Here is a 20,371-nt window from a genome sequence, read left to right on the forward strand (position 1 = left end):
TGCCTGTTCAGTTAAACGCTGGAATCACACGCCGAGCGATTCTATATCGCTGGCCAGCATTGCCAACTGGTGAGCGATGGACTCCCGCAGCTTTTCGGCCGGCACCAGGTAGGAAGGCGCCGCGCAGGTCAGCGCCATGATGGTGCCATCCTGCAGATGAATGGGCACACCCGCGGAATTGATATTGCGATCCCACTCACCAATTGAAAGACAGAAACCATACTTCTTGTAGTCTTCCATCGAACGCATCAGGCCTTCATGTTTCTCAGGCCAGGCGTCACCATACTTGGCTTCCATGGCATCATCGATTACCTTACGGCCCTTTTCAGAGATGGCACAGTAATAGGCGCGCCCCGCCGAAGTGGTGGCCATGGGAAGTTTCAGGCCGATGTCCATGCGCAACAGGGAGGCTTCCGGCGGCAGCCGGTTCTCGACATAGATCATGTGCAGGCGATCGCGGCAGGTCAGGCCAACCGACATGTTGGTCTGGCGGGCAAACTCGTCCATATATGGCTTGGCCAGCTGTCGCACTTTCAGATTGGACACATAGGCGTAACCCAGGGCAAGAACGCCGGAGCTGAGCTGGTACTTCTCAAGCTGCGGGTTGTAGCTGAGGTAACCCAGCTTGGTGAGGGTGTAGGTCATGCGTGAAACCGTCGGCTTCGGCAGGCCGGTCAGGCGTGAAATGTCCTGATTGCCCAGAATGACCGAGCCCTGACTGAAAGCACGAAGCACGTCGAGGCCGCGGGAAAGCGCCTCTACAAACTTGCGGTCTTTTTCTGGCTTTACCGGCTCACCGTCACCGGACGCCGCCATCAGTTCCGGCGGGGTGTTTTGTGCTTTACTCATAATGGGGCATCCTCCAACAGCATTGCCTGAACCGCTTTTACGATACCTCGACCCGGGTTTACGAATCTATTTCGGTATAATATTCTGCAAAGCGAAATATTATAAAGAAAATTTACCCACCTTACGATGCCAGGAGCGCACATGAAGGTTCTTTTCGTAGCCGGAGACCCCAAGCCAGAACGCTGGACCGCACCCATCAGGGAGCTGCTTCCAGAGGCAGAGGTTTACGTGTGGGACGCCAACGGGCCCGCCGTGGACGCCGATTACGCCATTGTCTGGCAGCCGCCTTCGGAACTGTTCGAGCGGGAGACCAAACTGAAGGCGGTATTCAACCTTGGCGCCGGCATCGACGGTCTGCTGGAGATACCCAATCTGCCCCCTCACCTTCCGGTAGTGCGCCTGGAAGACGCCGGCATGTCCGTACAGATGGCAGAATACGTTCTGCACCAGTTGCTGGAAGCCAGCCGTGGCATGGAAATCTATCGCGAACAACAACGGGAGCGCGTCTGGAAAATTCACCGTCCGATCAAACGCAGCGAATGGCCTGTGGGGATCATGGGGCTGGGCCATATTGGCAAACGCGTAGCGTGCACGCTCGCGGACCTGGATTACCGGGTCAATGGCTGGGCGCGCAGCGACCATACTCTGGACAAGGTGAGCACCTTTGCCGGTATGAACGAGCTGCCTGACTTTCTGGGCTCAACCCGCGTACTGGTAAACACTCTGCCATTGACTGATGAAACCCGCGACATCCTCAACCACCAACTCTTCAGTCAGCTGATGCCCGGCGCCGTGGTGATCAATGTCGGCCGCGGCGAACATCTGGTGGAAGAGGATCTACTCAAAGCGATAGATGACGGCCATGTGGCACGAGCCTCCCTGGATGTGTTCCGCCAGGAGCCGCTGCCCGCGGATCACCCATTCTGGCGGCAGCCGGAGATCACCATCACGCCGCATATTTCGGCCCGCACCCTGAGGGATGCCACACTGGAACAGATTACCGGGAAGATTCGCACCCATTACCACAACCGTCCCATCACCGGTATCGTCGACACCAGCCGCGGCTACTGAGCACCGCATCAATGCGCCGGCCACCCTCATCCCCCGGTGGCCGGCGCTACCACGAACAGACCCCACAGCATCACCAGTAATAACGGAATGGACAGCAGTACGAACAGCCCGTTCCAGCCAAACGCCACCACCCAACGCGACACCTGCCCGAAACGCGACAGCAACATGACCGCCGGGCCGAACGGCGACAGCATCATTGCCAGGGAAAACCCGATGACCAGTGCCACAGCAATGGGCAGCGGATCGACCCCTTCCGCAATCAGTTGCGGCATCAGCCCCGCCTGCACGCTCAATACGGTAATCGGAATAATGCCGATAGCTGACAGCATGGGCATCATCAGCAATCCGCAGGCCGCCAGCAGGAACACACCCAGTTCTCCCGACGCCAGCCCCGCCAGTGCATCCGCCGGAATCACCGCCACCAGGGCAGCACCCAGGATGGCGGACCCGGCGAAAATGGACATCTCGTTGTTCATGCCAAGCATGTTGTTCACAGCTTCCCGGGCCACACCGGGCAGTGAACGGTCACGCCACCACATATAGAAAAAGGTTACCACCGGCACCGTGAGCATCGCCGCCACCGAAACTTTAACGCCGGACCACTGCACCAGCGCCGCCATGGCAACGAAAATCACCGTGACCAGCAGGGCCAGCTGGCCGCTACCGGATGGCCAGTGCTCCAGCGCCTCCCGCTCGCTGCTGATCAGCCGGAAGCGTTTGTGCTCAAGGAACCAGCCAACAAGTATCAGCAGCACGGCACTGCCAATGCCGTAAGGCAAAAGACCGGACCAGCTCAGGGTCGGCACTTCACGGGTAATGATCGCCACCGCGACACTGGTTGGCGCGACCAGCGGCACCAGCGCAAACCCGCGCAGGGTACTGATCAACACACTGCGCAGCCAGCGCAGACGTGAGGCGCCGGTAATACCCCGGTCCCGAAGGGTATCCGTCAGGGTGCCGCAAAGCAGGTTCATAACCCCGAAGCTCAGCACCGACGCAATACCGCAGCTGACCACTGCGTATTTCGGATACAGTAGCCCAGGGCGGCCACCCAGCAGAACGTCGTGAATGCGCTGCAACACTTCCAGCCGCCTTACCAGGCACTGCATCATGCCCAGACTGCCCAGAAACGCGGCGTAGAAGGCGGCATTGGAGGCCGCGCGCATAAGCTCCTCGCTCCCCATCCTGCCCGCCAGCGCAAGGGAACCCACCAGCAAGACCGAGACCAGAAAAAGGAAACGGGAATAGACCTGCAGCTGCCCGAGCACAGTGAGGAAGTACAGCACAAACAGCACGCCGGACAGCACGCTGAGCCAGGGACTGGCCAGATACAGCGCCACAAGCTCCAGCAACACGGCAACAGGAACCAGAAAACGGCTCATAGAAAAATCACGACCTTCGGTGGTGGTATCGGTTGCATTTCACACAGACCCGGATTAGTCTTTATCCATCAATATACAAAACTTAATTCCGCTATACGAAACTATAGTAACATTTATGGCGAAATAAGTCCGAACCCTTTCTGCCCTGCAGAGGGAGGACCAATTTTCTGAGGAGATACACCATGGCTTCCGCACCCTGGGATGACCTGCTGCAGTTCGACAAGCAACTGGATGAAACCGAGCGTCAGGTCAGGGACAGTATACGTTCCTTCTGCGACCAGCGACTGATGCCCGGCATTATCCAGGCGAACCGACATGAGACGTTCGACCGCTCCATCTTTACCGACATGGGGGACCTGGGCATGCTCGGGGCCACTCTGCCGGAAGAGTACGGTGGCCCGGGCCTGAACCATGTGTGCTATGGCCTGATTGCCCGTGAAGTGGAGCGGGTAGACTCCGCTTACCGCTCAGCACTGAGTGTCCAGTCGTCACTGGTTATTCACCCGATTCACGCCTTCGGCCAGGAAGCCCTGAAAAAGCGCATCCTGCCGCAACTGGCATCCGGTGAAAAAGTGGGCTGCTTTGGCCTGACCGAGCCTAACCACGGGTCTGACCCCGGCAACATGGAAACCCGCGCCAAAAAGGTCGACGGTGGCTATCTGGTCAGCGGCTCCAAGACCTGGATCACCAACTCACCCATTGCCGATGTTTGCGTTGTCTGGGCCAAGCTGGATGGCAAGATCACCGGCTTCGTAATTGAACGTGAAGGTGCCAAAGGTCTGGACACGCCGAAGATTGAAGGCAAGTTTTCCCTGCGGGCTTCCGAGACCGGATCTATATTCATGGACGAGGTCTTCGTCCCGGATGAGAACAAGCTCGACGTGGAAGGCCTGAAGGGTCCGTTCAGTTGCCTGAACAAGGCCCGCTTCGGCATCAGCTGGGGTTCCCTCGGCGCCGCCGAGTTCTGCTGGCACGCAGCACTCAATTACACCCTTGAGCGCAAGCAATTTGGCAAGCCGCTGGCGGCCAACCAGCTGATCCAGAAAAAGCTGGCGGATATGCAGACCGACATCACCCTGGGCCTTCAGGGCGCGCTGCAACTGGGCCGCATGATGGACACCGGCAATTACTCGACGGACGCTATCTCCATGCTCAAGCGCAACAACTGCGGCAAGGCTCTGGACATCGCCCGGGTGGCTCGCGACATGCACGGTGGTAACGGCATTTCTGACGAATACCACGTGATTCGCCACGTGATGAATCTGGAAGCGGTGAATACCTACGAAGGTACTCACGATGTTCACGCCCTCATCCTGGGGCGTGGCCAGACCGGTATTCAGGCGTTCAGCTGATAGTTGCACAAACGCATACGAGGTTTATCCGATGAACATGAACTACACCGCGGAGGAACTTGCCTTCCGTGACGAAGTCAGAGCGTTTCTGGATGAAAAGCTGCCGGCAGATATCGCCGCCAAGGTGAAAGGATTCCGCCGCCTGTCCAAAGAAGACCATCAGCGGTGGCAGAAGATTCTCTGCAAACAGGGATGGTATGCCACGCACTGGCCGGAAGAGTATGGCGGTGTAAACTGGACGCCGGTACAGAAGCACATCTGGGACGAAGAGTCCTCCCGTTACGGTGTGCCCCGCTCCATCCCGTTCGGGGTGAACATGGTGGCGCCGGTGATCATCCGGTTTGGTAACGAGGAACAGAAGCAGCGATACCTGCCACGCATCCTGAGTGGCGAGGACTGGTGGTGCCAGGGCTATTCCGAGCCCGGCGCCGGCTCCGACCTGGCTTCCCTCAAGACCCGTGCGGTACGTGACGGCGACCACTACATCGTCAACGGCCAGAAGACCTGGACCACCCTGGGCCAGCACGCCAATATGATCTTCTGTCTGGTACGCACCAACACCGAGGTCAAGAAACAGGAAGGCATTTCATTCCTGCTGATCGACATGAATACACCGGGCATTAGCGTGCGCCCTATCATCACCCTGGACGGCGAACACGAAGTCAACGAAGTGTTCTTCCAGGACGTGAAGGTACCGGTGGCAAACCTCGTTGGCGAGGAAGACAAAGGCTGGACCTACGCCAAGTTCCTGCTCACCTACGAGCGTACTGGCCTCGCCGGCATTGGCATGTCCAAGGCCGCGCTTTCCCACCTCAAACAACTGGCCAGCCGCCGAATGAAAAACGGCAAACCGTTGATTGAAGACCCGTCCTTCAGCCAGCGCATCGCCAGGGTGGAAATTGACCTGACCGCAGCCGCCATCAGCAACCTGCGCATCATTGCCTCGGTTGAAGGTGGCGGCGTACCCGGTGCGGAAAGTTCGATGCTGAAAGTAAAAGGCACCGAGATCCGCCAGGCCATCAACGATCTGGCCCGCCGCGCCATCGGTCCCTATGCCCTGCCATTTCTGGAAGAAGAAATGGATCTGGATTACGACGGCGAGTTCCTGTCCGATAAGGACGCCGCACCGCTTTCAGCCCAGTACTTCAACAACCGCAAACTGTCGATTTTCGGCGGATCCAATGAGATCCAGAAAAACATCGTGTCGAAAATGATTCTCGGGCTTTAAGGAGGCGACCATGGATTTCCAACTCAATGAAGAGCAGCAGATGCTGCAAGACACGGTGGCCCGCCTGGTGCGTGGTGAATACAGTTTTGAGAAACGCCTGGCATTCAGCGAAACCGATCTGGGCTTTAGCGCCGACTTCTGGAAGCAGCTCAGCGAACTGGGTCTGACGGCCGTGCCCTTCTCCGAAGAACTGGGCGGCTTTGGCGGCGGTGGCGTGGAAGTGCAGTCGGTGATGACGGAGCTGGGCCGCGGCCTGTGCCTGGAGCCATATCTTCAGTCCATCATTCTCGGCGGCGGACTGATTGGCCAGGCCGGCAACGACAGCCAGAAAGAAAACTGGCTGACCGGTATCGCCAGCGGCGAATTGAAAGCCGCAGTGGGCCTGCAGGAGCCCCAGAGCTTCTATGACCTGAACAATATAGAAACCCGTGCCGAGAAAAACGGTGAGGGTTACGTTCTGAATGGCCGCAAGGCAGTGGTGATCGGTGGCCATTGTGCCGACGTGATTGTGATTTCTGCCCGCACCTCCGGTGACAGCCGCGATACCAACGGCATCACCCTGTTTGCCCTGAGCCCGGAGACTGCCGGCATTGAGCGCCGCACCTATCCCACCATCGACGGTGCCAAAGGCTGTGACATTACCCTGAACAAGGTTCAGGTAAGTGCGGACGCGCTGCTGGGTGAGGAGGGCAAGGCTGCCGGGGTCATCGAATTCCAGGCCGGCCGCGCGATTGCCGCCCTGTGTGCCGAGGCTGTTGGCGTGATGGAGATAGCCAACGAGCTGACCCTGGAATACCTCAAACAGCGCAAGCAGTTTGGCGTGCCTATCGGCAAGTTCCAGGTACTGCAGCACCGCATGGTGGACATGATGTCAGAGTTGGAGCAGGCTCGCTCCATGGCCATTCTGGCCGCCAGCGTTGCTGACGGTGAACAGAATGATGAGCGCCGTCGTGTTCTTGCAGGCGCCAAGAATGTCATCGGGCGCGCGGGGCAGTTTATCTCCGAAAGCGGTATCCAGATGCACGGTGGCATTGGCATGACCTGGGAATACAACTTCGCCCACTACGCCAAGCGGCTGATCGGCATCAACCACCAGCTCGGTGACGACGATTTCCATCTGGAGCGTTACGCCAACCTGCTGCAGGCAAGCTGAACGGCTCAGAACCTGTGAGCCCGAGGAGATTCCATGACAACAAACGAGCTGTCACCACAACAGGACCTGAAGCAGGCCGAATGGAAGGTGCGTACCGAGCTGGCCGCCGCTTATCGGCTGGTGGCACTGTTTGGCTGGGATGATCTGGTGTTTACCCATCTGTCCGCGCGGGTGCCCGGGCCAGAGCATCATTTCCTGATTAACCCTTACGGCCTGCTGTTCCATGAAATCACCGCGTCCTCGCTGGTGAAAGTGGATCGTGATGGACAGGTAGTGGAATCCGGTGGCCTCAGCCGCGTCAACCCGGCCGGCTTTACCATTCACAGTGCCGTACATATGGGCCGTGAAGACGCCGGTGCAGTGATGCACCTGCATGCGCCCGATGGCGTTGCGGTATCCGCTCACCGGGATGGTCTGCTGCCACTGAGCCAGACAGCCATGCTGTGCCTGAATCATCTAAGCTATCACGACTACGAAGGCGTGGCCCTGAATCTGGATGAGCGCGAGCGGCTGATCAACGATCTTGGCGACAAGTCGATGATGCTGTTGCGCAACCATGGTGTGCTGACCGCAGGTAAGGATGTGCCTGAGACCTTCACCTATCTGTATTTCCTGATGAAGGCCTGCGAGATTCAGGTCAAGGCCCAGAGTTGTGGTCCCACCTATATGCCCTCGGAGCAGGCCATTCAGACCACGGCGGATCAATCTCAGGCGCTGGGTAGTGCGGCGGCTTTAACCTGGCCTGCTCTGGTTCGGCTTCTGGACAGCAAGAATCCCGGTTACGCCGTATAGCTTTAACCATCGATTCAAGGATGCAGGTATGCTTTCGGTTGAGCTGAACGATCTGGAAAAGCACAAGGATTCTTTGATTGGCCACAGCCCCTGGAAAACCGTCACCCAGGAGATGATTCAGGCTTTTGCCGATGCCACGGGCGACCACCAGTGGATTCATCTGGATGTCGAACGGGCAAGACGTGAATCACCCTGGAAGAGCACGGTGGCCCACGGTTTTCTGACCGCCTCGCTGATTCCTCAGTTGAATCAGCAGGTGATCAACGTGCAGGGCAAAAGCGCCAGCATCAACTACGGAATAAACAAGCTACGCTTCCCCGCCGCGGTGAAGTCCGGGTCGGCTATCCGGAGCAGAATGGAACTGATGGATGTGACCAGAGTGGACGACCAGCGCACCCTCGCCGCTTACAGGACCACAGTGGAGATTCAGGGGGAGGACAAGCCTGCCTGCGTGGCGGAGATTCTGGTGATGTACGTGGTCTGAACCCTCGCCATTGGCAGCCGGACCGAATTTTTCTGTCTCGAACCTGCCTGTCTGTCTGCATCGCAGCAGACAGGTGCCGCTACCCCTTTCGTGCCGCTGAAGATGCGCCTATGGAGGTAATCTAAAAAACAATCAATTTCTACGAAAATACCGAAAAGAATTTGCCCTGAAAACATATTTAATAATTAAATATATTAAGTAAGAATAAATAATAAACATATAAAACCGCCAACATTAGACATGTAAAATTAAAACCTATAAATTAAAAAACCTTCAATCCTTAGCTAAAACAAATAATCTATTTAGTCTTTTAAAACATAGTCCTAGGGAAAACTGACATCAAAGGCAGTCTAAGCCAGGCGGTACTATGAGAAATTTTTTATTGAACACCTCCGTAAAAGTTAAGCTTTTATCAGCATTCGGATTTACTCTCTCACTCATCATCATTACCTCTTTTTTCTCCTACTCGGCGTTCGATGATCTGTTCGAGCGCAGCGAGAATGTCCGGGCGGTATCCAAGATCAACAACCTTGTCGACCAGGCCCGGTTTAACGAAAAGAATTTTTTCCTTCGCAACGAGCCGCGCTATATCGATGGCACCCTTACCGCCATCGAGTCCGCTAGCGAAGTGGCAGGGAAAGAACAGGACATCCTTGAAAATCCAGAGCAGAAGGATGCCATGGGATCCATTCGCAAAGATCTTGCGGAATACCGTGAAGCTTTCCAGCGAATGGTTGCTCAACGGGCCGAGAGTGAGACGGAGCTGACCGCGATGGAGCAGCGGGCCCGCCAGGCAGTAGAGGGATTCGTGCAGCTGGAGCAGTTTTTCCAGACTCGGTCGCAGGAGCAGCTGAGGGCTGGCCAGGAAGTCGCGGCCCGGGACTCCATGCGCATGGTTCGCCGGTCCGGCGAGCTGGCGCGGGACATGCTCGACGCGCGGCGCATCGAGAAGAACTACGTCCGCTCGGAAAGCGCCGAAGATTCAGCGGCGCTGACCCAACGCCTTACTGAGATCCGAGAGGGGACGAAAGAGCTGGCCGACTTCGCCGATACCCAGTCGGCAAAGGATCGAATCGCTGATCTTGAGGCCGCGCTTGGTGCCTACGAAACGGGATTCTCCAACCTGACACGAACTGTCGCTACCCTGGAACAGGACGACGCCCGTGTCACCGAGCTGGCGCGGAATACCCGGGAACAGGCAGAAGCCGCGCTTGCCCATGAGCGCACCCTCATGAGCAAGACCCGGGACGACGCTTTGCAGATCCTGTTGTGGGCGTCCATCGTGGCCGTCGTGGTTGGCAGTGGATCGGCGCTGTTGATCACCCGCTCCATTGTCCGTCCGCTGGAGCAACTGGCGGCACACGCCGGCAAGGTCGCAGATGGCGATCTGACCAACAACATCCATACCGATCGCAAGGACGACCTTGGTCGCCTGATGATGGCCATGCAGGTGATGACTGAAAACCTTCGCCACATGGTGCAGGAGGTTTCCGATGGGATTGCCCAGGTCGCGAGCTCGGCCGAGGAATTGTCGGCCGTGACCGAGCAGACCAGTGCCGGCGCAGCGCAACAGCGGGACCAGACCGATCAGGTGGCCACTGCGATGAATGAAATGACGGCCACCATTCAGGAAGTGGCTCAAAACGCCGAAGCGGCGGCCAATGCGGCGTCCGAGTCCGACACCAAGGCGAAGGACGGATACGACGTCGTGTCGACCGCCATGAACAAGATTGAAACCCTGTCCCAGGATATTAACCACAGTGCCGAGTCCATCGCCAAGCTGCGGGAAGACAGCGCCAATATCGGGACCATTCTGGATGTGATCCGGGAAATTGCTGAACAAACCAACCTGCTGGCACTGAATGCCGCCATCGAAGCGGCACGGGCCGGCGAGCAGGGACGCGGTTTCGCCGTCGTCGCCGACGAAGTTCGTGGGCTGGCGCAACGGACTCATCAGTCGACCGGTGAAATCGAAAACCTGGTCAATGCTCTGCAAAAAGGCGCAAATGAAGCCGTGGAGAGCATGCACAGCAACAGCGAGAGCGCCGAATCGTCGGTGCAGGTCTCGCGCACAGCCGGCGAGGCGTTATCCAGCATTGCCGATTCGGTGTCCACCATTCAGTCGATGAACCATCAGATTGCGACGGCGGTGGAAGAGCAGACTTCGGTTGCCGAGGAAATTAGCGAAAATGTGGTGAGCATACGGGAGGTTACCGACCAGAACGCAACTGCGAATAACCAGATCGCTGTTTCATCCAATGATCTCGCCCAACTGGGCAGTGATCTGAAACGGGTATCCGAGCGTTTCCGTCTTTCTTAACCGCCGCTAGCGGCACCGACTCCCATTGTCAGGATTTTCCGATGATTAAGAGGCCCGCAAGCAACGCTGATCATTCAGGTAGACCATCAACGCCCCTAGTGGCGGTGATGGTCGGAAACGCAGCTGAGCGTCGGCTTCTTGCGGACAGTGGGGATTTTGAGATCGCCAACCAGGAGGTCTCGGTCTGGCACAAGTGTGGCCTTGACCTTGCCATCCTGGATCTGCCATCGCTGCTTCACCATGAAAGTGAGATTCGCAAGCTAAAGGCGCTGTCCCCGCCCGATCAGGTTCCGGTCCTTCTCGTGGTCAACGACGCCCAGTTGAGGGATTCACAGGCTGTTCTGGGAAAGCTGGCCGACGACGTCATCCGAACGCCGCTTTGCGGGGTTGAGCTCCGGGCACGGATCGACAATCTCTTGCGTTTCCGCAGTCTGCCGGATGCCAGGGGCCTGGATATCGAGCCCTCCGCGCTCGAAGTGAAAGGCGTCGCCATGGCACTGCACGCGTTCAGCGCAGGTAATGACCGGACCATTCGCGCCTGTAGCGAACAGGACATATTATCCAACCTGTGCAAAAGCCTGAGCCATGAAGGCGGCTATCCCCTTGCATGGGTCGGCCAACGCCTGGCCGACAGCGACAAGAGCATCAAGCCGGTCGCCTACTCGGGGCATTACAGCTACCTGGTCCCCCGTGTCGCATCAGCGGGAAAAAGCGAGACGACCGCAGCCGGATTGATGAGCAAAACCTTTGCCTCGGGCGCTGTTACCCAAGCAGATTTACCGGTGGCCACGGAGCGCCCTGCACCCCGGGAATTGGCCGAGGCGCAGCACCCGACATCGATGATTGTGTTTCCGCTCACCAGACGCGGACAACAGCCGTCAACCTGCCTGGCGGTGTATTCCTTCGAGCCGACCGCTTTTGATCACGATGAAACTGAGCTGTTGCAGCGGCTGATTGATAACGCACTGCACGCAATCTATGCCCTGCGCGAAAAATACAGTCAGCGCCGGCGCGAACGAGAAGCCATCAAGCTGGCCTACCGGGATAGCCTGACCGGCCTGGCGAACCGAACTGCCATCCTCAAGGCCCTGGGCAACCGATTGCATAGCTCAGCCCCATACCCGCCCGCCACTGCGTTGCTACACCTGGACCTGGACGGCTTTAAACTCATCAACGATGCTCTGGGCCATGACGTCGGAGATGCGGTACTTATTGAGGTCAGCCGACGACTCCAGTCCGTGGTCCGGGATGGCGATCAGGTCGCCCGCCACGGCGGCGACGATTTCGTCATCCTGCTGGCTCTTGAAACCGACTCAGACCAGGCCCCCACGCCATCCAGCCATGCTTTCGCGACCGTAAGCGCCTTGGCAGAGAAAATTCTGGATGCTCTGCAGGAGCCCTTTCAGATAGAGGGGCGGAACTATCACATTGAAAGCAGCATCGGGATTGGCATGTGCCCTGCCCATGCCAAAGAAGCCTTCAGCCTGTTAATGAAGGCCGACAGTGCCGTGTACGAGGCCAAGAAGATTGGCGGTAACAGCTTCCGGTTTTTCTCGACCGAATTGTCTGAACGCCGGCAAGAACGTCTGCAACTGGAGAGCCGGTTGTATCAGACCGTCGATGCCAGGGCATTTGAAATCGCGCTGCAACCCATCATCGACCTGAAGGATGACCACATCGTTGGTGCTGAGGCGCTGTTGCGTTGGCCCCAAGCCGATGGCAGCTACATCTCGCCCGCGGAGTTTATCCCCATTGCCGAGGAAACGGGCCTGATTATTCCGATCGGCGACTGGGTGATGGAAGAATCCCTGAAAGCCGTGCAGAGATTGAGAAGCCAGGGCTTCCCCGACCTGCAAGTGGCGGTAAACCTGGCCATTGCCCAGCTGTGGCAAACCCATCTGGTCGAGCGGATTGTCTCGCTCATGCGTTCACTCGACCTGCCGGCATCAGCCCTGAAAGTGGAGCTAACGGAAGGCTCCTTGATGAACGATATCGAACGTATGGAGGAAGTGGTCAGGGAATTTCGGGACGCCGGAATCGAAGTTGCAATCGACGACTTTGGCACCGGCTATTCCTCACTGGCGCGACTCAAATCCCTGCCTATCACGACCCTGAAGATCGACCGGAGCTTTCTTAACGGCGTGCCGGAAGAAGAGAACGCCGTCAGTGTTGTGAACACCATCGCCCACATGGCCTACAACCTGGGCATTCAGTCGATCGCCGAGGGCATTGAAACCGAAGCCCAGTGGCAGATCCTGCAGGAGATGGGGTGCCCTCTCGGGCAAGGGTTCTATTTCGCGCGCCCGATGCCCGAGAAAGAACTATTGGCCCTGCTGCTGATGCAGGCGGAAGCCGGACAGCGAATCGCCTCCGGCTGATCGGCCGGCCCGGCCGCAAAAAAACACGGCAGCTTTTCTAGCACGGTCTATTATTTAACCAGGTTCAAGCCCGAGAAAGCGCTTGAAAGCAAATGCCAGGGAGGCCTTTTTCACACACTGTTTATGCGTCTTGTGCACCTTTGTTTGTGGCGATTTTTGCCTGTAATATCATGATCTTGGATAGCAGGTAACTTTGATGAATTTAGGGCAGGCCATCAGGCGTTTACGAAAGCACCGGGGTATAACTCTGGCCGAGTTGGCAAAAAGTTGCGATTCCCATGTTGGCAATCTTTCCAGAATTGAGAGGGGGCTGGCACGGCCCAGCCTGGAACTGCTTTACCGGCTGGCCGGGGCCCTGGGCCTGTCACTGACCGACATCTTTTCGGTGGCGGAACGAAAGCAGCTCGACTCGGAACAGGTCGCGCTAAATGCAGCCTTCATCTCCCTCCTTGAAGATGACCGACAGCTGCTCCTGGAATTCGCCGAACTCCTTCAACGCCGTTCTCCCCACCCCATCGGTAACGTGAGTGTTGGCCAGGACGCCTTACCGGCTAACAAAACCAATGCTGGGCCACCCGAGGAAGAATCGGGAGATTCGTCGAACTGACCGTCAGGCCCGAGCTTCGAGGCTTGCCCGCATTTTCAGAGTGACCAAGACGGTGTTCAGGTGCGGCACGGCAATACCGTGACGTTTGGCGATCGCCACCACATTGCCTAGCACCGCATCCCGCTCGATAGGTCGGTCATTGAGATAGTCCAGCGCCATGCTGTTCTTGTAGGCCGGCATCTTGCGGGTGCCGTCGATATTCTGTTCAATCACGGATTCCTCCATGGGATAGCCCTCCGCCTCGGCCACTGCCATCACTTCACGGATCATAGCCCGGATCAGCGCCTCTCCCCCGTCCGTATCCAGAATGGTTTTGGTGTCGGCACCGTTGGCAATGACCGATAGCGGATTGACAGTTCCCCCAGCGGACTGCCGATGGCCCCGGCACCGACAATCAGAATACTGGGTTTATGGCTCATGCCGTGGGCACCTTGCCCTGCCACTCCTCCTCCTGTAACGCTCGCCACATCAGCTTACCAGTAGGTGACTTGGGTAGCTGGTCAACAAACTCGATCAGGGTAGGAATCTTGTAGGCAGCCATCTGCTCCTTACACCAGATGGTGATATCCTCAGCCGAGGTCTTACCCTCTGCCTCCGGGGTCAGCACGATACAGGCCTTCACGGTCTCACCACGCTTGGGATCCGGCGAGGAAATAATGCAGACTTCGTGAATCCCCGGGTGCCGGTACATCAGGCCCTCAACCTCTGATGGCCAAACCTTGAAGCCGGACGCGTTGATCATCCGTTTGACCCGGTCCACCATGAAGAAGTACCCCTCCTCGTCGTAATAGGCGAGATCACCGGTACGGAAGAAACGTTTGCCGTCGATTTCCACAAACGCTGCTTCGGTTTCGGCCGGGCGATTCCAGTAACCCTGGGTTACCTGTGGACCGTTCGAGACAATTTCCCCCACCTCACCCGGGCCTTTTTCTTCCAGGGTTTCCAGATCGATGATTCGGCTGTCCACATCAAACACCGGAATCCCGAGGCACTGGGGCTTGGGGCGATTCGACGGATTGATGTGAGTGGCCGCCATGGTTTCCGACAGCCCGTAACCCTCGATGTAGTCAAGTCCGGTCATGGCCTTGAGCTTGGCAGCAACCGATTCCGGCATGGCTGCCCCGCCACCACCAATAGTATTCAGACTGCTCAGATCGTACCGGGCAATGTCGGGGTTGGAGAGGAAGTCCACCGCCATGGTAACAATGTTGGTCCAGCCCGTGACCTTATACCGTTCGATCAGCCGCGCCGCGGTGGTCCGGTCCCAGCGGGTCATGATTACCGTGGTGGAGCCACTGTAGATGGGACTGTTCATGGAGCCAGTCATGCCGGTAACGTGGAAAAACGGCAGGGTGGCCAGCTGTACCGTGTTGGCAGTGCTCAGATTCCAGAACGCCCGGTGCACGGCGGTGGCCATTACGCTGCGATGGGTGTGCATGCAGCCCTTGGGAGCGCCGGTGGTACCCGAGCTGTAAGGGATTACGGCGAGATCATCCGGGCCGGCAGTGTGCTGGGATGGTGTGTGCCCCGCCTCCAGCGCTTGCTCCCAACTCACCAGGCCAGCCATCTCCTGCGACCATGCCGGTGCGGCAACTTCCGCTGGCAGGTCCAGATCAGTGTCCGGAGTGATGTAGGTGCTGTAGGAAGCGACCACTATATGATTGAGATCGGTGGTTTCCATCAAGGGAGCGATAAAGCCAGTCAATTCCTGGCCCGCCAGGCAGACACTGGCGCCGGTATCAGCAATGTAGTGTTCCAGTTCAGCCGACCGGTTCATCGGGTTGATCGGAATCACTACGGCATCCGCGCGCAGGATGGCGTAATAGGCAACCACGTACTGGGGCGAGTTCTGCATGTACAGCAGCACCCGGTCACCCTTTACAACGCCCTGCGCCTGCAGGTACCCGGCCATGGTTTCTACTTCCTGGAACAGACGGCTGTAGGTCATCGGCGCATCGTAGAAAATGATCGCGGTGCGATCCGGGTAACGCCACGCAGAAATTTCCAGGTTGGTAAACACGCTGGTACGGGGCAGCGCCATGCTCTTGGGCAGCTCTTTCGGCCAGACGGCGTAATGGCGTGTAAATGTCATTGTTATATTCCCCTTATTCGGTTCAGTGAGCCGCCGCGGCGACCAGATCAAATATGTCGGTGTCGCCGGGAAGGCGTTCCTGATGACGTAATGGCGTAATGGCGACCGCGCTGTCCCGCAGCACACTGACGTCTTCACCGGGCGCCACAATATGGCGAGAGCTGCGATCAAACCCCAGCCACCAGTACGGCAGGCTGCGGGCATCCTGACCCGCCAGCAGGCGCGCTCGCTGGATAGAACCACTGGACTGCCTGCACCAACGCGCCTGGGCTATGCTCGCTGGCTCACAGGCCGGGAAATTCACGTTCCACGCCCAGCTCTGTCCCGGCTGCCACAATTGGCGCACCACAGACTCTCCGAATCGGGCGACTGGCGACCAGTCGACCCCTTCCCGGCTCAAAAAAGCCTGGCTCAACGCAATGGCGGGTATGCCCATATGCTCGGCGCTGAGCACCGCGCCCACGGTGCCCGAGTATTGCACCGAGTCACTGATGTTCGCACCGCAGTTCACCCCCGACAGAACCAGATCCGGCGGCGTTTCCCCGAACCACTGCGCCAGTGAATACAGCACACAGTCCGCTGGTGTACCGGACACCGCATAGCGCTTGTCACCCTGCTCATACACCCGCAACGGATCGTGAATGGAAATGCTTTGGCCGGCGCCACTACGGTCATGCTCCGGCGCCACCACCCAGACTTCCTCAGCCAGATTACGGGCGATCTGCTCCAGCACCTTAAGGCCAGGTGCGTTGATACCGTCGTCGTTGGTGATGAGGATGCGTTTGACCATGGGCTCATTCATGACCGTTCACCCTCACTGGCAATCCGCCAGCCGGCCTCGGCCAGCAAGCTGGCACGTTTCCCGACCTGCAGCGCATCGGCGTTGGCGGCGTTGCCCTGCAACGCACGGGCATAAACGCCCTGCAGAATGGCCGCCAGACGGAACAGCGAAAACGACAGGAATACATGCCAGTCGGCAATGCCGTCACGGCCGCTCTGCTGGCAGTAGCGAGCAATGGTTTCCTGCTCGTCGGGAATACCCAATGCTTCCAGGTCTTCACCCTGTAGCCCTCGCATGCCTTCCATGTCCGAAGGCAGGTGATAAGGCAGACAGAAATAGGCCAGATCCGCCAACGGGTGACCAAGGGTAGAGAGCTCCCAATCCAGAATGGCAATGACCTCGGGCTTGTCGGGGGCCAGCATCAGATTGCCAAAACGATAGTCGCCATGGGCGATGGCACACTCGTCGGTGGACGGCAGATTCTGCGGCAACCACTCCATGAGTTTATCCATGGCAGGCATATCATCGGTCTTGGCCGCCAGGTACTGCTTGCTCCACCGAGCGACCTGACGTGCCACATAGCCTTCCGGACGGCCATAGTCACCAAGGCCGACCTGATGAACGTCTACTGCATGCAGCGCCGCCAGGGTATCAATGGCGGAGTAATGCGCGGACATCCTCTCTTGACGATCCAGCGCCCTGAGAGCCGGGTGGCTAACGATACGGCCCTCCAAATAGTCCATGACGTAGAAAGGTGTGCCGATGATGCTGCTGTCTTCACACAAGGCACGGGTAACCGGGACCGGAACATCGGTGTCGGACAGCGCACGCATAACCTTGTATTCCCGTTCCACCATGTGGGCCGAAGGCAGCGTTTTCCCGGGCGGTTTTTTCCGCAGCACATACTTGTCACTGTCGGTATTCAGCAGGAATGTAGGGTTTGACTGTCCGCCCTGAAATTGTTTTACCTCCAGCCGGGTTCCAAAGTTTGGAATCGCTTTCTGGAGCCACTCCAGAAGCCGGCTCTCGTCAAATTTGTGTGCTGGCAGAACCTCTACCAATTCCGGGCTCATACTCATTATTCATTTCAACCTTCGTTATCTTTAAGCGTCACGGCCTGCAAACAGTTCCGCGGACGGTGGGTGGGGTGCCTTTGTGCAGGGAAAAAGGTGTCTGAGCACAGCGAGTTCTTTTTCCCGGAAGAAAGGCACCCCACCCGCCGGCCTCCCCGCTATTGAAGGCAATCCTCAGCAAATGGTTTCACCACCGTCTGCGACGATCACCTGACCGGTGATGTAAGCACTGGCCTTGGTTGACAGAAAAACTGCGAGGCCGGCTATATCAACTGGATCGCCTATTCGTCTTAACGGAGTCCTGTCTTCCGCACGCTTAACACGCACCGGATCTTCCCACAGGGCCTTTGCGAAGTCGGTTTTAATGAGTCCAGGAGCGATGCTATTGACGCGAATGCCCTTTGGGCCCCATTCCACAGCCAGATTTCTGGCCAGCGCCGCTTCAGCGGCTTTGGATACGCCGTAAGTACCGATAGTGGTGTTTCCCCGGATACCCGCAATGCTGGACAATAGCACCACCGCACCTTCACCTTTTTCAGCCATTTGCGGCAATACCATGTTGGTCAGCCAAAAGGTGCCTTTGACGTTGGTGTCCATGATCTTGTCCCAGGCGTCGTCGGTCATTTCGGCCGTGGTGCCGTAGACCGGATTGGTGGCGGCGTTGCATACCAGTACATCGATGGTGCCCCAGGCTTCGTTGGTCTTGTCCACCAGGTTCTGCAGGTCCTCTTTCTTGCCCACATGACAGGGAATGGCGATGGCCTCGTAGCCCTGTGCTTTCAGCTCGTTGGCCACCTCTTCACAGGCGTCGGCCTTGCGGCTGGAGATCACCACTTTGGCGCCCAGTCGGGCCATTTCTTCAGCGATGGAACGGCCGATGCCTTTGGTGGAACCTGTTATCAATGCGACTTTTCCGGTCATATCAAAAAGCGGATTAGTCATAATTCGATCCTCATGCTCAATGCTTGGGGAACGACCGGGGAGGTACCTGTCGGGACTGTGCAAAACATGGATGTTTTGCTCAAGCCTACACGGACGTATTCACGGCGTGTCCCGGCAGGTGCCTCCCCGGTCGTTCATGCACCCGACGAAGCGGGCCAGGAGTATTCAGCGGTATTGGCGAAGCTCAATCTTGGCAACAGAATCCAGATGCACCTCATCAGGGCCGTCCGCCAGACGCAGGGTCCGCACCTTGGCCCAGGCTTCAGCCAGGAAGGTGTCCTGGGACACACCGGCACCGCCGTGAACCTGAATGGCACGGTCAATTACGTTCAGCGCCATGCTCGGTGCAATCACCTTGATCATCGCGATCTCCTGACGGGCAACCTTGTTACCGACGGTATCCATCATGTGAGCCGCCTTCAGGGTCATCAACCGCGCCTGCTCAATCTCGATGCGGCTGCGGGCAATGTCCTTGCGGATGGAATCAAAACTGGATAGCGGCTTGCCGAAAGCCTCGCGAGAACTGGCACGCTTGCACATCAGCTCCAAAGCGCGCTCAGCGACGCCGATAGTGCGCATACAATGGTGGATGCGCCCCGGCCCGAGGCGACCCTGGGCGATCTCGAAACCACGGCCCTCACCCAGCAGTAAGTTCTCCACTGGTACCCGCACGTTCTCGTAGTGAATCTCGGCATGGCCATGTGGCGCGTGATCGTAGCCAAACACCGTCAACGGACGAATCATCTTCACGCCTGGGGTATCCAGCGGCACCAGGATCATCGACTGCTGTTGGTGTTTTTCGGCATTTGGGTTGGTCTTGCCCATGACGATGGCAATCTTGGCAGTAGTCGTCATGGCTCCAGAAGACCACCATTTGCGACCGTTGATCACATACTCATCACCATCACGGTGGATCTCACAGGCGATATTGGTGGCGTCGGAAGAAGCCACGTCCGGCTCGGTCATGGAAAAACAGGAGCGGATTTCGCCATTGAGCAGGGGCTTCAGCCATTGGTCCTGCTGCTCCTTGTTACCGTAACGGGCAATGGTTTCCATGTTGCCGGTGTCCGGCGCGGAGCAGTTGAACACTTCCGGCGCCATGGCGGAGCGTCCCATCACCTCACACAGGTGGGCGTATTCGTAGTTGGTCAGCCCGGCACCAAACTCGCTTTCCGGCAGGAACAGGTTCCACAGGCCGGCCGCCCTGGCCTTGACCTTCAGCTCCTCGATGATCGGTACCGGAGCCCAGCGGTTTTCCGCCTGTTCGATCTGCTCATGGTGCTTTTGCTCGTTGGGATAAATGTACGCATCCATGAACTCGTTCAACTGCGCCTGCAGTTTCTTCGCTTTGTCAGACAGTTCAAACATGTCCGCTTCCTCTTGGGGTTGGCATTGAGTCGGTGACCGTTCCGTCAGATCGGAACACCCTCCGGTCTGTCGCTGCCGGACCGAATCCGGAACGTACCCTCGGCGATGGCCAACAGATTGCCCTTGTCGTCATGAACCTCGCCGGTGCTGTTGAATATGCGGGTGCCGCCGGCACGCTTGCGGCCAGTGACCGTTATGGTTCCGCCGGAACACTGGCCCGTGAAGGTGGTGGTCAGGGTCAGGGTGATAGCCTTGCGCATCCGCCCTGGGTAAGGGCAATGGGTGCCTGCCTGGGCCAGCACAATGTCCAGCAGGGAGGTAAGCACACCTCCGTGGATCACTCCCCCCAGGTTTAGGTGCCGAGGCTCCAGTGCCAGTTCCAGCACCGCTTCGTTCTCTTCCCAGGACACCTGCCGATAGCCCAGCAGGCTGTGAAAGCCCGGCAGGTTTGTTCCATCGGCAAACAGGGGTTCTTGCTCACTCATTACAGTTTCATTCC

Annotated in this window: 19 protein-coding genes; 9 read left to right on the forward strand and 10 right to left on the reverse strand. The window is 57.8% G+C overall.

The window, feature by feature from the left end; translation table 11 throughout:
• Window positions 1-24 precede the first annotated feature (24 nt).
• Window positions 25-849, reverse strand: a complete 825-nt coding sequence (locus QPM17_RS12385) for an IclR family transcriptional regulator (protein ID WP_422732760.1) — start codon at window positions 847-849, stop codon at window positions 25-27.
• Between the two features lie 141 nt (window positions 850-990).
• On the opposite strand from QPM17_RS12385, the gene QPM17_RS12390 reads away from it, so the two are divergent.
• Window positions 991-1,920 (forward strand): 2-hydroxyacid dehydrogenase, encoded by a 930-nt coding sequence (locus QPM17_RS12390; protein ID WP_285391071.1) that lies wholly within the window; start codon window positions 991-993, stop codon window positions 1,918-1,920.
• A 26-nt stretch (window positions 1,921-1,946) separates the two neighbouring features.
• Here the strand turns inward: QPM17_RS12390 and QPM17_RS12395 are convergent, their stop codons facing one another.
• Window positions 1,947-3,302, reverse strand: coding sequence for a hypothetical protein (locus tag QPM17_RS12395; RefSeq protein WP_285391072.1), 1,356 nt, complete (start codon window positions 3,300-3,302; stop codon window positions 1,947-1,949).
• Between the two features lie 182 nt (window positions 3,303-3,484).
• On the opposite strand from QPM17_RS12395, the gene QPM17_RS12400 reads away from it, so the two are divergent.
• The 8 genes from QPM17_RS12400 (at window position 3,485) to QPM17_RS12435 (ending at window position 13,616) form a co-directional block, all read left to right on the forward strand.
• Window positions 3,485-4,654: an acyl-CoA dehydrogenase gene (locus QPM17_RS12400; RefSeq protein ID WP_285391073.1), complete on the forward strand. Its 1,170-nt coding sequence runs from the start codon at window positions 3,485-3,487 to the stop codon at window positions 4,652-4,654.
• Window positions 4,655-4,685: 31 nt separating this feature from the next.
• Window positions 4,686-5,882 (forward strand): acyl-CoA dehydrogenase family protein, encoded by a 1,197-nt coding sequence (locus tag QPM17_RS12405; RefSeq protein WP_285391074.1) that lies wholly within the window; start codon window positions 4,686-4,688, stop codon window positions 5,880-5,882.
• A gap of 10 nt (window positions 5,883-5,892) precedes the next feature.
• On the forward strand, window positions 5,893-7,035 hold the full coding sequence (locus QPM17_RS12410) for an acyl-CoA dehydrogenase family protein (protein ID WP_285391075.1): 1,143 nt from the start codon (window positions 5,893-5,895) through the stop codon (window positions 7,033-7,035).
• Window positions 7,036-7,068: 33 nt separating this feature from the next.
• Window positions 7,069-7,827 carry a class II aldolase/adducin family protein gene (locus QPM17_RS12415; protein WP_285391076.1) on the forward strand — a complete coding sequence of 253 codons (759 nt, stop codon included), beginning with the start codon at window positions 7,069-7,071 and terminating at the stop codon, window positions 7,825-7,827.
• Between the two features lie 28 nt (window positions 7,828-7,855).
• Window positions 7,856-8,311, forward strand: a complete 456-nt coding sequence (locus tag QPM17_RS12420; protein ID WP_285391077.1) for a MaoC family dehydratase — start codon at window positions 7,856-7,858, stop codon at window positions 8,309-8,311.
• A gap of 367 nt (window positions 8,312-8,678) precedes the next feature.
• Window positions 8,679-10,631: a methyl-accepting chemotaxis protein gene (locus tag QPM17_RS12425; RefSeq protein ID WP_285391078.1), complete on the forward strand. Its 1,953-nt coding sequence runs from the start codon at window positions 8,679-8,681 to the stop codon at window positions 10,629-10,631.
• Window positions 10,632-10,672: 41 nt separating this feature from the next.
• A complete protein-coding gene (locus QPM17_RS12430) occupies window positions 10,673-13,009 on the forward strand; it encodes an EAL domain-containing protein (protein WP_285391079.1) in 2,337 nt (778 codons plus the stop codon).
• Between the two features lie 196 nt (window positions 13,010-13,205).
• Window positions 13,206-13,616 carry a helix-turn-helix domain-containing protein gene (locus QPM17_RS12435; protein WP_285391080.1) on the forward strand — a complete coding sequence of 137 codons (411 nt, stop codon included), beginning with the start codon at window positions 13,206-13,208 and terminating at the stop codon, window positions 13,614-13,616.
• A gap of 3 nt (window positions 13,617-13,619) precedes the next feature.
• On the opposite strand, the gene QPM17_RS12440 is transcribed toward QPM17_RS12435, so the two are convergent.
• From QPM17_RS12440 to QPM17_RS12475, 8 genes are all read right to left on the reverse strand, one after another.
• The gene (locus QPM17_RS12440) at window positions 13,620-13,952 is read right to left on the reverse strand and encodes a ketopantoate reductase C-terminal domain-containing protein (RefSeq protein WP_340366692.1); all 333 of its coding nucleotides are present in this window, start codon (window positions 13,950-13,952) and stop codon (window positions 13,620-13,622) included.
• Entirely contained in the window at window positions 13,895-14,035 is a 141-nt protein-coding gene (locus tag QPM17_RS12445; RefSeq protein WP_285391081.1) for a hypothetical protein, read from the reverse strand. The genes QPM17_RS12440 and QPM17_RS12445 overlap by 58 nt, the downstream gene beginning before the upstream one ends.
• A complete protein-coding gene (locus QPM17_RS12450) occupies window positions 14,032-15,708 on the reverse strand; it encodes a long-chain fatty acid--CoA ligase (protein ID WP_285391082.1) in 1,677 nt (558 codons plus the stop codon). Before QPM17_RS12450 ends, QPM17_RS12445 begins: the two co-directional genes overlap by 4 nt.
• A gap of 22 nt (window positions 15,709-15,730) precedes the next feature.
• Window positions 15,731-16,510, reverse strand: coding sequence for a 5'/3'-nucleotidase SurE (surE, locus tag QPM17_RS12455; RefSeq protein ID WP_285391083.1), 780 nt, complete (start codon window positions 16,508-16,510; stop codon window positions 15,731-15,733).
• Complete coding sequence (locus QPM17_RS12460) at window positions 16,507-17,568, reverse strand: phosphotransferase (protein ID WP_285391085.1); 1,062 nt, start codon at window positions 17,566-17,568, stop codon at window positions 16,507-16,509. The genes surE and QPM17_RS12460 overlap by 4 nt, the downstream gene beginning before the upstream one ends.
• Window positions 17,569-17,736: 168 nt before the next feature.
• On the reverse strand, window positions 17,737-18,504 hold the full coding sequence (locus QPM17_RS12465) for an SDR family NAD(P)-dependent oxidoreductase (RefSeq protein WP_285391086.1): 768 nt from the start codon (window positions 18,502-18,504) through the stop codon (window positions 17,737-17,739).
• A 165-nt stretch (window positions 18,505-18,669) separates the two neighbouring features.
• On the reverse strand, window positions 18,670-19,872 hold the full coding sequence (locus QPM17_RS12470; RefSeq protein ID WP_285391087.1) for an acyl-CoA dehydrogenase family protein: 1,203 nt from the start codon (window positions 19,870-19,872) through the stop codon (window positions 18,670-18,672).
• A gap of 44 nt (window positions 19,873-19,916) precedes the next feature.
• On the reverse strand, window positions 19,917-20,357 hold the full coding sequence (locus QPM17_RS12475; RefSeq protein WP_285391088.1) for a PaaI family thioesterase: 441 nt from the start codon (window positions 20,355-20,357) through the stop codon (window positions 19,917-19,919).
• Between the last annotated feature and the right edge of the window lie 14 nt (window positions 20,358-20,371).

It is taken from the genome of Marinobacter azerbaijanicus, assembly GCF_030250645.1.
Taxonomy (GTDB): Bacteria; Pseudomonadota; Gammaproteobacteria; order Pseudomonadales; family Oleiphilaceae; genus Marinobacter; species Marinobacter azerbaijanicus.

Coding starts and splice junctions, on each gene's coding strand:
- QPM17_RS12385 (WP_422732760.1), bottom strand. CDS start 849: ATGAGTAAAGCACAAAACACCCCGCCGGAACTGATGGCGGCGTCCGGT.
- QPM17_RS12390 (WP_285391071.1), top strand. CDS start 991: ATGAAGGTTCTTTTCGTAGCCGGAGACCCCAAGCCAGAACGCTGGACC.
- QPM17_RS12395 (WP_285391072.1), bottom strand. CDS start 3,302: ATGAGCCGTTTTCTGGTTCCTGTTGCCGTGTTGCTGGAGCTTGTGGCG.
- QPM17_RS12400 (WP_285391073.1), top strand. CDS start 3,485: ATGGCTTCCGCACCCTGGGATGACCTGCTGCAGTTCGACAAGCAACTG.
- QPM17_RS12405 (WP_285391074.1), top strand. CDS start 4,686: ATGAACATGAACTACACCGCGGAGGAACTTGCCTTCCGTGACGAAGTC.
- QPM17_RS12410 (WP_285391075.1), top strand. CDS start 5,893: ATGGATTTCCAACTCAATGAAGAGCAGCAGATGCTGCAAGACACGGTG.
- QPM17_RS12415 (WP_285391076.1), top strand. CDS start 7,069: ATGACAACAAACGAGCTGTCACCACAACAGGACCTGAAGCAGGCCGAA.
- QPM17_RS12420 (WP_285391077.1), top strand. CDS start 7,856: ATGCTTTCGGTTGAGCTGAACGATCTGGAAAAGCACAAGGATTCTTTG.
- QPM17_RS12425 (WP_285391078.1), top strand. CDS start 8,679: ATGAGAAATTTTTTATTGAACACCTCCGTAAAAGTTAAGCTTTTATCA.
- QPM17_RS12430 (WP_285391079.1), top strand. CDS start 10,673: ATGATTAAGAGGCCCGCAAGCAACGCTGATCATTCAGGTAGACCATCA.
- QPM17_RS12435 (WP_285391080.1), top strand. CDS start 13,206: ATGAATTTAGGGCAGGCCATCAGGCGTTTACGAAAGCACCGGGGTATA.
- QPM17_RS12445 (WP_285391081.1), bottom strand. CDS start 14,035: ATGAGCCATAAACCCAGTATTCTGATTGTCGGTGCCGGGGCCATCGGC.
- QPM17_RS12450 (WP_285391082.1), bottom strand. CDS start 15,708: ATGACATTTACACGCCATTACGCCGTCTGGCCGAAAGAGCTGCCCAAG.
- surE (WP_285391083.1), bottom strand. CDS start 16,510: ATGAATGAGCCCATGGTCAAACGCATCCTCATCACCAACGACGACGGT.
- QPM17_RS12460 (WP_285391085.1), bottom strand. CDS start 17,568: ATGAGTATGAGCCCGGAATTGGTAGAGGTTCTGCCAGCACACAAATTT.
- QPM17_RS12465 (WP_285391086.1), bottom strand. CDS start 18,504: ATGACTAATCCGCTTTTTGATATGACCGGAAAAGTCGCATTGATAACA.
- QPM17_RS12470 (WP_285391087.1), bottom strand. CDS start 19,872: ATGTTTGAACTGTCTGACAAAGCGAAGAAACTGCAGGCGCAGTTGAAC.
- QPM17_RS12475 (WP_285391088.1), bottom strand. CDS start 20,357: ATGAGTGAGCAAGAACCCCTGTTTGCCGATGGAACAAACCTGCCGGGC.